This is a genomic window from Dysgonomonas sp. HGC4, from assembly GCF_001261715.1.
In the GTDB taxonomy this organism is placed as follows: Bacteria; Bacteroidota; Bacteroidia; order Bacteroidales; family Dysgonomonadaceae; genus Dysgonomonas_A.
In genome coordinates this window covers 103,305-116,582 of sequence record NZ_CVRU01000100.1, presented here as the reverse complement: position 1 = coordinate 116,582, position 13,278 = coordinate 103,305, and the positions used below count along the sequence as shown (strand labels likewise).

General features: G+C 35.7%; 14 protein-coding genes and 1 tRNA gene. 7 read left to right on the top strand and 8 right to left on the bottom strand.

Translation table 11 applies throughout. The features are described from left to right. Nucleotides 1-85 precede the first annotated feature (85 nt). Nucleotides 86-253 carry a hypothetical protein gene (locus HGC4_RS18855; RefSeq protein WP_185099966.1) on the bottom strand — a complete coding sequence of 56 codons (168 nt, stop codon included), beginning with the start codon at nt 251-253 and terminating at the stop codon, nt 86-88. A gap of 988 nt (nt 254-1,241) precedes the next feature. Here HGC4_RS18855 and HGC4_RS10355 point away from each other — a divergent pair. Then, complete coding sequence (locus HGC4_RS10355; RefSeq protein ID WP_050710059.1) at nt 1,242-2,006, top strand: GNAT family N-acetyltransferase; 765 nt, start codon at nt 1,242-1,244, stop codon at nt 2,004-2,006. 69 nt (nt 2,007-2,075) lie between these two features. On the opposite strand, the gene gdhA is transcribed toward HGC4_RS10355, so the two are convergent. Beyond that, nucleotides 2,076-3,413 (bottom strand): NADP-specific glutamate dehydrogenase, encoded by a 1,338-nt coding sequence (gene gdhA, locus HGC4_RS10350; protein WP_050710058.1) that lies wholly within the window; start codon nt 3,411-3,413, stop codon nt 2,076-2,078. Nucleotides 3,414-3,770: 357 nt separating this feature from the next. After that, complete coding sequence (gene tsaB, locus HGC4_RS10345) at nt 3,771-4,463, bottom strand: tRNA (adenosine(37)-N6)-threonylcarbamoyltransferase complex dimerization subunit type 1 TsaB (protein WP_050710057.1); 693 nt, start codon at nt 4,461-4,463, stop codon at nt 3,771-3,773. A gap of 447 nt (nt 4,464-4,910) precedes the next feature. Between tsaB and pyrB the strand changes: the two genes are divergently transcribed. From pyrB to HGC4_RS10325, 4 genes are all read left to right on the top strand, one after another. After that, a complete protein-coding gene (gene pyrB, locus HGC4_RS10340) occupies nt 4,911-5,828 on the top strand; it encodes an aspartate carbamoyltransferase (protein ID WP_050710056.1) in 918 nt (305 codons plus the stop codon). A gap of 15 nt (nt 5,829-5,843) precedes the next feature. Beyond that, nucleotides 5,844-6,308: an aspartate carbamoyltransferase regulatory subunit gene (pyrI, locus tag HGC4_RS10335; protein ID WP_185099967.1), complete on the top strand. Its 465-nt coding sequence runs from the start codon at nt 5,844-5,846 to the stop codon at nt 6,306-6,308. 316 nt (nt 6,309-6,624) lie between these two features. Further along, the gene (locus HGC4_RS10330; RefSeq protein WP_050710054.1) at nt 6,625-7,260 is read left to right on the top strand and encodes a hypothetical protein; all 636 of its coding nucleotides are present in this window, start codon (nt 6,625-6,627) and stop codon (nt 7,258-7,260) included. A 276-nt stretch (nt 7,261-7,536) separates the two neighbouring features. Further along, nucleotides 7,537-8,670, top strand: a complete 1,134-nt coding sequence (locus HGC4_RS10325; RefSeq protein ID WP_050710053.1) for an adenosylcobinamide amidohydrolase — start codon at nt 7,537-7,539, stop codon at nt 8,668-8,670. 26 nt (nt 8,671-8,696) lie between these two features. Here the strand turns inward: HGC4_RS10325 and HGC4_RS10320 are convergent. Beyond that, nucleotides 8,697-8,770, bottom strand: a tRNA-Thr gene (locus tag HGC4_RS10320). A 294-nt stretch (nt 8,771-9,064) separates the two neighbouring features. Between HGC4_RS10320 and pepT the strand changes: the two genes are divergently transcribed. Next, nucleotides 9,065-10,288, top strand: coding sequence for a peptidase T (gene pepT / locus HGC4_RS10315; protein ID WP_050710052.1), 1,224 nt, complete (start codon nt 9,065-9,067; stop codon nt 10,286-10,288). An 86-nt stretch (nt 10,289-10,374) separates the two neighbouring features. Beyond that, a complete protein-coding gene (locus HGC4_RS10310) occupies nt 10,375-10,854 on the top strand; it encodes a methylglyoxal synthase (RefSeq protein WP_050710051.1) in 480 nt (159 codons plus the stop codon). An 89-nt stretch (nt 10,855-10,943) separates the two neighbouring features. Here HGC4_RS10310 and HGC4_RS10305 read toward each other — a convergent pair whose 3' ends face one another. The 4 genes from HGC4_RS10305 to HGC4_RS10290 form a co-directional block, all read right to left on the bottom strand. After that, nucleotides 10,944-11,348, bottom strand: a complete 405-nt coding sequence (locus tag HGC4_RS10305; protein WP_050710050.1) for a hypothetical protein — start codon at nt 11,346-11,348, stop codon at nt 10,944-10,946. A 12-nt stretch (nt 11,349-11,360) separates the two neighbouring features. Beyond that, entirely contained in the window at nt 11,361-12,098 is a 738-nt protein-coding gene (gene ubiE / locus HGC4_RS10300) for a bifunctional demethylmenaquinone methyltransferase/2-methoxy-6-polyprenyl-1,4-benzoquinol methylase UbiE (protein ID WP_050710049.1), read from the bottom strand. A 101-nt stretch (nt 12,099-12,199) separates the two neighbouring features. Beyond that, entirely contained in the window at nt 12,200-12,388 is a 189-nt protein-coding gene (locus HGC4_RS10295) for a hypothetical protein (RefSeq protein WP_050710048.1), read from the bottom strand. After that, nucleotides 12,385-12,951 carry a zeta toxin family protein gene (locus tag HGC4_RS10290; RefSeq protein ID WP_050710047.1) on the bottom strand — a complete coding sequence of 189 codons (567 nt, stop codon included), beginning with the start codon at nt 12,949-12,951 and terminating at the stop codon, nt 12,385-12,387. Before HGC4_RS10290 ends, HGC4_RS10295 begins: the two co-directional genes overlap by 4 nt. Between the last annotated feature and the right edge of the window lie 327 nt (nt 12,952-13,278).

Genomic DNA, 13,278 nt, shown 5'->3' with positions numbered 1-13,278 from the left:
GTGCTGTTTTTTATTTCCTTTCTTCTAGATTGAATAAACGATAGTTCTTATATTCGAAAAATAGTAGACTAATAGTAGCCGAAACTCAATCTTTTCTTTGAGATGAGCGTCCCAAATAATAGAAAGCTATTAATGAACTGATTTGCAATGCAGCGATAAGCAGCATTCCTCTACGACGTCTATTTTCTCTCTTTAATTTTTTCAATTCCTGCAACCTTTGTTGTTCAACAGAATCATCTCTAGTCTCTGACATAAGTTATATTTTTTGATGTGGAGCCGACAACGACTACCTATTTACCTATGATAAACAAGCCCAGACTAGTTATAGTTCATTTTATGTTTTACAAAACCACTTCCCTCTTTTATATCCCCTAGCTCTTTCTTATATGGATTAGAATACAACAAATATCATCCATCAACAACATTCACAGAACAACAACACACATAATCACCTCATAATAAATAAGGTGAAACGCATTAAAACCTGTATAATATATCACTATATCACATAATATTATATTTATATATATTAGTATAACTAATATATATAAATATTAAGCATAAATTAGTCAAACGGAACGAAAACAGGAATACTTGAATAGAAATGCACCAAATACCGCTAAAAGCGTATAGTTAGGAATATAAAAGGCTTATTATATACCAACAATCAAAAATAATCCAAATAGCAAGATTCATTTTAACATACTACAAAACAGAAATATAACACTTATTCACTATCGAAAAACAAACAAAACACAAAAACTAAATAGTCCCTTTCCATCGAAACAGCAATTTTCTAATTTAAACAAGCGAAAAATACCTATATAAATTTATTTTCTTCATTTTAAAGACTCAAATAAGTCTCTAAATATATGAAATATCTTTGTTTCTGAAAAAAGCTATTATTAGAAGGATACAAAGCAACCATATTCATCCAAATCAGTTGATTTCATCGGCATTATTTAACAATCTAAAAGTCTCATAATGATTCATTTTTAAGAAATAAATAATTTAACAGTTAACGATCTAATTACTAGAAATAATATAGACATATAGAATATTATATCTACAATCTAAATATCGATGAAATGGGCAATATTAAATTTACAGTAAAATGGCAAAAATAGAGATGAAAATTACAATCAAAAAGCATCGCCATTATTATCAGAAAACGGCTTATTATTATTCAAAAATTCGTAGAATAATTAGTACATTTACCTCATTATCAACGGAATTTAAATATGGATATAATAACGATTGATCTCAATAATCTAATAAAAGAGCATATTTGCTGTGCCATAGACAGTAAAACAAGTGCTATCGGAATAGCCGCCAAGAAAGAATGGCTCAAAGACAGAATCCCTGAAGGACTGAAATTTAAGAAATTGAATGCCCGAGGTAAGGTATTTATTGAATATATCCCCGTTGAAAAGGGATGGTTACCAATCAAAGCAAAAGGATATATGCTTATAAACTGTCATTGGGTATCGGGTAGCTTCAAAGGTAATGGTTACGGCTCTGAATTATTGAAAGAATGCGAAGATGAAGCAAAAAGCCTCGGAATGAAAGGAATTATTGTTTTAACAACAAATAAAAAGAAACCGTTTTTGTCTGATAAATCATTCTATCTAAAATCTGGTTATGAATTAGTTGACTCAGCCCCACCCTATTTTGAACTTGTTGCTAAACGCTTTGAGAATGATGCAGAATTACCCACCTTCACTGATTCTGCGAAAAAAGGCTTTCCTGAGGAGATAAAAGGCATCGATATATTCTACACTGCACAATGCCCTTTTACAATTCCTTATATAGAGCTTCTAAAGCCTGTAATATTATCATCTGATATTTCTGTTCGCACACACCAAATAAAGTCACGGGAGGAAGCGCAATCCCATTTTTGCCCTGTTACAACATATAGCGTATTTATAGATGGAAAATTCCATACTCAAGAAATACTTACCCCTAAGAAATTGGAACAAATTATATATAAAATTCAAGCTCAATAAAAAAGCCTTTGCTCAAATATATGAGCAAAGGCTTTTAATTATAAATTACTATAAATTACTCGTTTTTCATTATACTATTCCCTGACTAATAGTTGCTCTCGCAACTTTCATAAATCCGGCAATATTTGCACCTTTCACATAATTAATATATCCATCGCTCTCGGTTCCATGTTTTACACACTGTTCGTGGATGCTATACATTATTTGATGCAGTTTTTGATCTACTTCCTCCGCAGTCCATTGATAATGCATAGCATTCTGAGTCATTTCTAAACCTGATGTTGCTACTCCACCCGCATTAACTGCCTTACCCGGTGCAAAAAGAATTTTATTATCAATAAACAACTTTATTGCTTCTTCGGTACAGCCCATATTCGAAATTTCGGCTACACACTGCACTCCATTAGCTAAAAGCAGTTTTGCATCCTCTTCACCCAATTCATTCTGAATAGCACAAGTAAGAGCTATATCCACTTTTTGTTCCCAAGGGCGTTTTCCTTCATAAAACTTCGCTTCGGGAAAAGCCTTTGCATAAGGTGCTACAATATCCTCACCTGTATACCGCAATTCAAGCATATAGTCTATCTTTTTAGGAGAAAGACCCTCGGGGTCATGAATATAACCATCGGGACCCGAGATCGTAACTACCTTGGCACCTAATTCCGTCGCTTTAAGAGCTGCCCCCCAAGCTACATTACCAAATCCGGATATAGCAACAGTTTTACCGACAAGGCTGATTCCTTTGCCTGCAAGCATCTCTTTTACAAAATAAAGACCTCCAAATCCTGTAGCTTCGGGACGAATAAGAGAACCTCCGTACTCAATTCCTTTTCCTGTGAAAGCACCTGTATTTTCACGAGCCAGTTTTTTATACATACCATATAAATATCCTATTTCGCGGGCACCAACACCTATATCTCCGGCTGGCACATCGGTATCGGGTCCTATGTTACGCCATAACTCTAACATAAAAGATTGGCAAAAACGCATCACCTCTCCATCAGATTTACCTTTACAGTTGAAGTCCGAACCTCCTTTAGCTCCACCCATTGGTAAAGTAGTGAGAGCATTCTTAAAGGTTTGCTCGAAACCTAAAAACTTCATAATCGATAGATTTACAGAAGGGTGAAATCTCAAACCTCCTTTATATGGACCTATTGCATTATTGAATTGAACCCTATAACCAATATTTACATGGATAGTACCTTTATCATCAACCCAAGGCACTTTAAACACAAGAACACGGTCGGGCTCTACAAGCCTCTCTATGATCTGGGCTTTCTCAAATTGGGGATGTTGTTCATAAACATCTTTTATTGAGATTAATACTTCTCTTACTGCTTGAATGTATTCTACTTCTCCGGGATGCTTAGCTTCCAAGGATGACAAAATGTTGTTAATATCCATATAAGACTAGTTTTTTAAAGTCATTTTTCTATTTCAAATATACTAATAAAGAGAATAATGTATCATTATAACAATATAAAAAAAACATGCTTTTTAATATAAAAACAAAAGAAATCTTTCAACAAATAACCTATTCTAAAAACGAAAAGGAAGAACATTCCATCTTGAAATATTCTTCCTCTTACAATTTATTTTTCCGAAACTTACCTTCGATTAATTCCCCCACTAAAAGAGGCATATGAAATATTCTTTCTAATTTAAATAATGATTTCTCAAATCTCATGATTGTGTTTTATTTTCGATTGCCTATATAACAGACCAAAGAGGAAAAAGTTAAACAACCAATAGATAAATTGACTAAAAAATATTCTTTTTAGGAGTTGTAGCTACAAAATCTTTCAGGTAAAAAGGTTCAAAATAAGCAGAATCTACAAATTGCTTAGCAGCATATGCTTCTTCCGACAACCGAACCATATATCTGGCAGAAGGATACACACCCTTCACGAAACGAGCGTTACTATCTGTAATACAATCATCGCATTTATCTGCTCCATTACCAAAGAATAAAACTTTCGATTTAGACAGATACTCTGCATAAGAGTCACCTTCTACAATATCAGCAGCAATATCTCTCACTACTTTTAACTCCTTGTCGTACAAAGCAGCGTATACCTCCATACGGCGGGCATCTATCATAGGGCATAAAAGCGTATTGGCTTCTAGTTCTTCTGTCTCAATAACCTTCTGAGTTAAAATCAGAGGTGTTTTAATAGCTATCATCGGGATACCCAAACCATAACAAAGACCTTTTGCCTCCGAAACTCCAATCCTTAGGCCGGTATAAGATCCGGGACCACAACTTACCGATACTGCATCCAACGTAAGACCTAAAGCTCTTACCTCTGCCATAGCATCGGCTACAAATACACCTAATAGACTTGCATGAGAAGGCCCTTCGGTATTTTCTCTTTCGAATACAATTTTACCATTACTTGAAACTGCTACCGAACATACAGGAGTTGCAGTTTCTATATTTAAGATACATGACATATATTTACTATTTTTTGAAGACACAAAGTTAAGATTTTCCTATATAATAAAAGTATGATAAGATTAAAAACAGAGTAGGATGAAACCTATTTAATATTTTCCACATCATGAGAACCATAATCCGTAACAACCTTCAAATAGCTAATTACAGACTTACATACGCTCAATATTAATTTGAATGAAAAAAATTTCTCCTAAAACAAAAGATCATAGACCAAAAATTGATATATTTGTTTCCAGAAAAAAAGTAGCAATGAGAAGTGATCATCCAAACCTACACGTAATGCATTTACAAAAATCATTCTTTAGATTGAGTTTTCATTTTTCATTCATATAATATACCCTCGGAAAATTTATTTTTCGAGGTTTTTTTTGATCTCAAAGTAACAGTTAGTGCTTTAATGCAATAAAAAGGTTTGATGCCTTAATTTATAAATTCGGTTGTATATGGAAAATAAGAGTTTGGTTTCGATTACCGATTATACGAAAGACGATATAATCAGGATACTTCAATTAGCAGAGAAATTTGACGAAAACCCCAATCGTCGCCTTCTGGAAGGAAAAGTATGTGCAACACTTTTCTTTGAACCATCCACACGTACCCGTCTAAGTTTCGAGACTGCTGTTCATCGACTAGGTGGGCGCATTATCGGCTTCTCGGACGTTTTGACGACTAGTTCGACTAAAGGCGAAACTCTAAAAGATACCATAGCTATGGTAAACAACTATGCCGATCTTATTGTCATGCGACACCATCTTGAAGGTGCTGCACGCTATGCTTCGGAACTATCGACTGTACCTATAATCAATGCAGGTGACGGAGCCAATCAGCATCCGACTCAGACCATGCTCGATATGTACTCTATTTACAAAACGCAAGGCACACTCGAAAATCAAACCATTACCATAGTAGGCGATCTTAAATATGGGCGCACAGTGCATTCTTTGATTATAGGAATGTCTCACTTCAACCCTACATTCAGATTTGTAGCACCCGAGGAGCTTAAACTTCCTGATACTTATAAACGCTTTTGTGACGAACACCATATTAAATACGAAGAGTCTGCCGATTTCTCGGAGGATATCCTAAACGAATCAGACATCTTATATATGACCCGCGTACAACGCGAACGCTTTACCGATTTGATGGAATACGAAAAGGTAAAAAACGTATATATTCTTCGCAAAGATATGCTGACAAACACACGCGAAAATCTACGCATACTACATCCGCTACCTCGTGTAAACGAGATACAACAAGATGTAGACGATAGCCCGAAAGCCTATTATTTTGAGCAGGCTCGCAATGGAGTATTTGCCCGTCAGGCAGTTATTTGCGATAGTTTAGGAATAGATGTTCAATAAAACAAAAAATTGAGAATCATGAGCGAAAAAAGAAAAGAACTTCAGGTAGCAGCACTTTGCAATGGTACAGCTATCGACCATATACCATCCAAACAAGTATTCAAAGTATTATCTCTTCTTAACTTGGGTGATCTTGAAAACCCTGTTACGATAGGTAATAACCTCGAAAGTAAGAAGATGGGAACTAAAGGAATCATTAAGATTTCTGACAAATTCTTTGAAGAAGAAGAAATCAATCGTATTGCCCTTATTGCTCCCAACGTAATACTCAATATAATTAAAGATTATAGGGTAGTCGAAAAAAAGAGAATCAGTCTCCCACAAACAATTCTGGGTATCGTAAAATGTAACAATCCAAAATGCATCACCAATAACGAACCTATGGTAACCCGCTTTGAAGTTCTGGATAACAACAATGTTGTATTGAACTGTCATTATTGCGATATAAAGATTCAGAAGGAAGATGTTATTCTAAAATAAAATAGTTGAAATAAAAGTCTTAAATGCAACTATTTCGTCACATAATAAAAGTCTTTAAAATCTAATCCCGGTTTTTAAAGACTTTTTCTTTTTATCAGAAAGAGAAATTATCTATCTTTGCAGAATAGAACTCTAAAAACATACTAAGACACAGACCTATTAAACAACTACCTAGGATTTAATAAGCCTGTTTATAAAAAAACTATATTCTTCAAAATATATTTAGGAAAGAATTAATTGATTTTAATTCACTTAATATATATTTGTTGTAGTTTGTTGTATCAAAGTTTTTGAGTGTAATTTTATTTATATAAAAATGCCAGCTTCTAAACGATTATTCAATATATTACCAGCATTTCTTCAACGAATATATCATTCGAACAAGAATAAATCTCAAATCTCGAAATGGGTTAGAAAAGGGAAACCTGTGCCTGTACCTCATGCCATAAAACAAGAGCTGGTTACACGATACCGAAAGAAGCATGATATATCTACATTAGTAGAATCGGGAACCTATTTGGGTGACATGATATGGGCTCAACAAGATAATTTCGAAAAAATATACACAATAGAATTAAGCAAGTATTTGCAGGAAGCAGCTAAACAACGTTTCCGCAATCGTTCTCATATCGAATTTATCCATGGAGACAGTGGTAAATTGATGTCTACACTAATAAAAGATCTTCCTGAGAAGACTCTGTTCTGGCTTGACGGACATTACTCTGGAGGTACTACTGCCCGGGGAGACAAAGATTGCCCTATAACAGAGGAAGTGAAAGCCATCTTATCTTCAGACATCGAGCATGTATTACTCATAGACGACGCGCGTTACTTTATAGGCGAGAGAGACTACCCTACTATCAATGGGCTTTCGGCATACATATTAAGTGTATATTCTAATAGTAGCATAGAAATAGAAAACGACTGCATTATTGTAGAATTAAAGAAATGACGTATGTATAAACTATGTGTAGCCTTATTTATAATATCCACAATTTGTATTTTTGTAAATATGATACTCATATTTAGAGATATGCAGAATACCAGCCATTATGCCAGAGCATGCACATTTATTATACTGTCTGCATCGTCATACTATTTGATGAAATACTACAAATCAAGAAGAAAATAAGGAATTTACAAATCCACTCTACACACCATTTAAAGCTACACAACTCTTTGTATATTTGCCTATCTTAAAATATTAAAGATCACAAGGCTAAAATATATGCAGAAACTATTCAACACTATTTGCAACGATAGTGTATATTTCGACCAAGAAACCATTATAATTCAACTAAACGGACACCGAAACGTTGTCAGCACCTGCAATCTAAACGGTGGGTACAAAGAAGACATTCAATACATCTATAACAATAGCTGCGGAAAAAGCATAGAAGCAGGAGATATTGTTACCATGAAAGGTAATAATATGATGGAGCATTATCATGCCCTCACTCTTGAACTGAATCTCCCCGCTGATAAAACTACCGGCATGTGTACTGCTGCCCTTATGGAAAACATGGCAACAGTAACCCAATCCAAGGAATCGATAAGTGTTACAGCAATGGTTACCGCCGGAATAGATATAAACGGAGGGCGCGCAGGAGACCCTGCTCAGTTTAACGAATTTACAAACGAACCTCTCGACAGCACACAGGGAACAATAAATATATTTCTACTGATTGATGCCCATTTGGATGCAGGAACACTCACCCGATCTCTCATCACAGCTACCGAAGCCAAAAGCGCCGCTTTGGAAGAGCTTATGGCAAACAGCATGTATTCGGAGGGCTTAGCAACAGGATCGGGAACCGACAATATTATAGCAGTAAGCAATCTAGATTCTAAAATTCAATTATATAATGCAGGCAAGCATTGCATATTAGGAGAACTTATAGGAGCAACAGTAAAGAAAGCAGTGCAAGAAGCCCTCAATAAGCAATCGGGGATGAATCCCAAGAGACAAGCATCCACTATCTGGCAAAACAAACGCTATGGTATTACCTATGATAAAATATTTCAGCATTATCAAAAGCTTTCAAACAACCCTAATTCTTCTTTAGAAGCCCTCTTACCGATAATAGATGAGATAGCATCCAACAATGAAGTATTGGCTCAAATAGCAGCTATAACGCATCTAATAGATCAAAACCGATGGGGATTACTTACAGAAGTCAATCTAAAAAAGACTGCACTGAGATATCTTAATCTATTGCGTAAAGACTATGATTTGACAGAAATACCAGAAACCAAAGAAGAGAATAAGGAGACACCTTTTTACAAACATCTTATTGATCTGATCAACAATACTTTGGGAGGTATTTTACATAACCATATAATAAAAAGAAAAAGGAACTAGTTATATAACTAATTCCTTTTCTTTTGAGCCTCTTGTCGGATTCGAACCAACGACCCCGAGATTACAAATCACGTGCTCTGGCCAACTGAGCTAAAGAGGCAGGTGGGTAAACTTACTATATCGCGCCGCTCAACCGACTACCCTTGCTGCGATCAAACCCTGGGGGATTAATCAGGAGCTGACCGTATAGGGCTTACCCGGGCACAAAGGTAGATATTTTTTTCACATTCCAAAATACTAAGTACTCTTTTTCCTTTGATTTCATTTTAGTATCTTTGTTGATAAGAATCAGCCGGGGGAATAATTATTTTAAATGCAATTAGTTATAAATTCAAAAGTTCTTTTTAAAGGCTGATATTTTTTTTGAAAATAATTTAAAACTTGAACAAAAACGATGAATGTAGTCGACAGATTTATCAAATATGTGAAATTTGACACCGAGTCAAGTACAGAAACTCACACTACTCCCAGTACTCCGGGACAATTAGTATTAGCAGAAGAGCTAAAAAAAGAACTGATAGAAATAGGGCTCGAAGATATATCATTAGACGGTAATGGATATTTGATGGCAACTTTACCTGCCACTTCGGATAAAAAGATACCAACAATCGGTTTTGTTGCGCACATGGATACAAGTCCCGATTTAACAGGAAAGAATGTAAACCCACGTATTGTAAAAGCATACGACGGAAAAGATATTATACTGAATAAAGATCTTAATATAGTACTTTCGCCAAATGATTTCCCCGAACTATTGAAGTTCACCGATCAGGATATCATTGTAACCGATGGAACTACCCTATTAGGTGCAGACGATAAAGCAGGTATAGCCGAAATTATAACAGCTATGAAATACCTGAAGGATCATCCAGAGATTAAACATGGTAAAATACGCATTTGCTTTACTCCTGACGAAGAGATAGGAGCAGGAGCTGATGAGTTTGATGTAGAAAAATTCGGAGCCGAATGGGCTTACACTATGGATGGTGGAGAGTTAGGCGAACTTGAATACGAAAACTTCAATGCAGCCGGCGTAAAAATAAACATACAAGGACGTAGTGTACATCCGGGATCGGCTAAAGACAAGATGATTAATGCACTTATTGTAGCCAATAAACTAGTATCACTCATTCCTGCAAATGAAAGACCCGAGCATACTTCTCATTACGAAGGATTCTTCCACTTGATGGGAATGTCTGGCTCGGTTGATTCAGCCTCAGTATCATTCATTATTCGCGATCACGACAAAGCATTATTTGAAAACAGAAAACAAATAATGAGAGATAGTGTTGAATACCTGCAAAAACTATATCCAAGCAGTACTATTTCGCTTGAGATAAAAGATCAGTATTACAACATGCGCGAAAAAGTAGAGCCTGTTATACAGATCGTAGACTACGCTTTCAACGCAATGCAGGAACTAGGTATAACACCTCTTGTAAAACCCATCAGAGGAGGTACAGATGGCGCTAGACTTTCATTCATGGGACTACCCTGCCCTAACATATTCGCGGGAGGATTAAATTTCCACGGACGTTACGAATACGTACCTATCCCATCTTTAGAAAAAGCTGTACAAGTAATCGTAAAGATTGCCGAATTAGTAGCTAAGGGTTAATACCTTTTTAGCACCAACGAATAATTCTTTTTTGATAAATTATCAAAATTAAAAATACAAAGCTCTATTGCTTTAAAACAAAAAATATGAGAAAACGATTGACTATAGCTCTAGTAGCACACGACCATCGCAAAGCCGATATGGTAGACTGGTGTTACTATAATTCAGATTTCCTATCAAGCCATCATCTGGTATGCACAGGAACCACAGGGCTTCTTATCCGACAAGCTTTCAGCGAAAAAGGTATTGATGCTGAAATAACCTGTATGAACTCGGGACCTTTGGGTGGTGATGCCGAAATAGCAGCAATGGTAGTACGTCAAGAAATCAATATGGCCGTTTTCCTTATCGATGACTTGAATCCGCAACCACACGAGGCAGATATTATGATGTTATTGCGCCAGTGTCGTGTACACAATGTGCCGATTGCATGCAATCGTTACAGCGCCGATTTGATGATCACCAGCACCCTTTGGGATAATGATGATTATACACCAACAAAACCTCGTTACGAACGCTTCGATCGTGAGAAATTTGATGAAATATATGGTAAGATAAAAGGCTAAGCCGCCAATTCTTTCCTATATTGCATAAAAAAGAGAGACAATTAATTGCCTCTCTTTTTTTGTTATATCTTATTCCGAAGAATCAGAATTTACTTATAATCTTCTGGAGTTATTTTAAAACGGTATATTGTCTTACCATCCAAGTTTCTGTAAATATATTCAGTTGAAATTCCATATCCGCGAATATCTTCCATTCCTGGATCATTTTTAGTCATCTCTTTTACCGAAGCAACAATTTCATCTTCAAATTGAAGTGTATCAAAAGCCGCTGTATCAGTATAAGTATAATAATGCTGTAAATCGTTATTTTTAAGAAGCACAGTACTATCTATACGAATAGTGGTATTAATCATTTGAGGAAGCTGCTTATTTATAGCGTCAACTTCAGTTTTTAATTGTTGATGAATTTTATCGCTGCCCGAGGTACATTGTACGAAAGACAATGCAACAAGAGACAATGCAGTACCAACTTTCAATAGTGATGTAAGTTTCATAATAGATATTTTTTATTTTTCACCCAAATACATGGAACACACTCCCAATGTATAAGTTTTACACTTCGCATTACAGAAACCGTTTTTAGCAAGCACTCCAACCATCTCTTTACCTTGTACAAAGGCTTCAATAGATTTGGGTAAATATGAGTATGCAGTTTTGTCTTTAGAGATAAACCGACCAACAGTCGGTATAAATAAACGAGAATAAAGCCAGTAGCCTTGTTTCATAGGGAAACTCTCGGGACTTGACAATTCGAGTATCATCAATTTACCTCCCGGTTTTAAAACCCGATGTATTTCTTTTAAGCCCTTATCTAAATTTTCAAAATTACGTATTCCGAATGCAACAATTGCTGCATCATACGAATTGTCTGCAATGTCTAACGCCATGCAGTCTTGCTTCTCGAAAGTAATTTTGTCTGACAAGCCCAATTTAGCCACCTTTTGACGACCAACTTCCATCATCCCTTCGGAGATATCTATACCTGTGATTTTTTCCGATCCAAGCAACCTATATGCTTCTATCGCCAAATCGCCTGTACCTGTAGCAATATCTAAAATAGATTGGGGTTTGAGATCTTTTAGAGTCAAAAGACCTTTCTTGCGCCATCCACGGTCAATACCCATAGATAGCGTATGATTCAGTGTATCGTAGTTTTCTGCAATAGAATCGAACATACGTTCGACCTGAGCTCCTTTATTTTCGGAACTCTCATAAGGAACTACTTTTTCTGCCTGATATGTCATGTGTAAGTTTAAGGTCACCGACCTTTTTATTTCTTTTGATAAGTGTAAGAGGACTCTCTTAACTTATTACTGAGTAGTTCAGCAATAAATTGCCCTATTACTTAAATGACGTCTGCTGCTTCAGCTTCAACGTCGTTGCTCAATTTGCGAGCTCTGACTTTAACGATTTTACCGTTTTTCGAAAAGATGAGATTACCATCTTCTATTTGCTTTTTTTCAATTAAACGTGTATAAGAAAGACTAAGACCAACCAATAATTTGCTTCTCAAAGCCAATTCGTTACGAGTCATATATTTTTAATTTGATTTAAAATCTCTTCATTATGTTCCTCTATCATATCCGATCTCTTTCCTTCGGCTACTAGACGAAACGGATTTTCCGAATTATTAACAACCAACCAGTAATCCGCTATCGGAGTGTATAAAGTAAACAGATTTTGTGCTCCTGCTCTGTATCTCCGACGAATTACATCCTGAGGCACATGATGCCCGCCGGCTTTAACTCGGTCTTCGACTCTTTTAATAGCTAATTCAGGAGAACTGAGCCAAAAATACAACAATGTTACGAAATAACCTACTTTTTGTGCTTTTTTAATAAATGATACATACGATTTGGTTGCGAGAGTCGTTTCTATGGCGAAATCCTGTTGCAATCTCAACATCTCCTCCATTCTCCGTATCATTATACGCCCTGCTTCGATGGAAGCTTTCTCTGGTTGAAAAGGAGAAAGTCCCTTCGCAATCTCATCGGCATTGATAAACTCTTTGCACTCGAGCATCTCTGGTAACATTGTATATGACGCCGTAGTTTTTCCGGCACCATTACAACCGGATATAATATAGAGATTTGGCATAAATTAAAGTTTTCTTGTTAAGGTCACAGACCCTCTTTTTCCTTCAGCAGTTTATCCACCAAAATTAATCATAATTGAAAATATAGCAATAACTATTTAGCCGTACTTAAGCATAATTCAATTGCTTTTAAATAAAGGTAACAATTTACCGCCAAATACCAAATAAGGTCTAAAACCTTTTTGACACTTTAATAAAATAGGCACCAACAATAGGCACTACTGAGGAATACTGCAAAAAACATACCAGATCGTTAATAAAAAAAACGTCTGTCAGAATATTTCCAAAAACAATTGGCTTATATCCGACAGACGATTTTATATCTGAAA

What these genes read in the sequence shown, in the direction of transcription:
- HGC4_RS18855 (WP_185099966.1), bottom strand. Translation starts at nt 253, where the DNA reads ATGTCAGAGACTAGAGATGATTCTGTTGAACAACAAAGGTTGCAGGAA.
- HGC4_RS10355 (WP_050710059.1), top strand. Translation starts at nt 1,242, where the DNA reads ATGGATATAATAACGATTGATCTCAATAATCTAATAAAAGAGCATATT.
- gdhA (WP_050710058.1), bottom strand. Translation starts at nt 3,413, where the DNA reads ATGGATATTAACAACATTTTGTCATCCTTGGAAGCTAAGCATCCCGGA.
- tsaB (WP_050710057.1), bottom strand. Translation starts at nt 4,463, where the DNA reads ATGTCATGTATCTTAAATATAGAAACTGCAACTCCTGTATGTTCGGTA.
- pyrB (WP_050710056.1), top strand. Translation starts at nt 4,911, where the DNA reads ATGGAAAATAAGAGTTTGGTTTCGATTACCGATTATACGAAAGACGAT.
- HGC4_RS10330 (WP_050710054.1), top strand. Translation starts at nt 6,625, where the DNA reads ATGCCAGCTTCTAAACGATTATTCAATATATTACCAGCATTTCTTCAA.
- HGC4_RS10325 (WP_050710053.1), top strand. Translation starts at nt 7,537, where the DNA reads ATGCAGAAACTATTCAACACTATTTGCAACGATAGTGTATATTTCGAC.
- pepT (WP_050710052.1), top strand. Translation starts at nt 9,065, where the DNA reads ATGAATGTAGTCGACAGATTTATCAAATATGTGAAATTTGACACCGAG.
- HGC4_RS10310 (WP_050710051.1), top strand. Translation starts at nt 10,375, where the DNA reads ATGAGAAAACGATTGACTATAGCTCTAGTAGCACACGACCATCGCAAA.
- HGC4_RS10305 (WP_050710050.1), bottom strand. Translation starts at nt 11,348, where the DNA reads ATGAAACTTACATCACTATTGAAAGTTGGTACTGCATTGTCTCTTGTT.
- ubiE (WP_050710049.1), bottom strand. Translation starts at nt 12,098, where the DNA reads ATGACATATCAGGCAGAAAAAGTAGTTCCTTATGAGAGTTCCGAAAAT.
- HGC4_RS10295 (WP_050710048.1), bottom strand. Translation starts at nt 12,388, where the DNA reads ATGACTCGTAACGAATTGGCTTTGAGAAGCAAATTATTGGTTGGTCTT.
- HGC4_RS10290 (WP_050710047.1), bottom strand. Translation starts at nt 12,951, where the DNA reads ATGCCAAATCTCTATATTATATCCGGTTGTAATGGTGCCGGAAAAACT.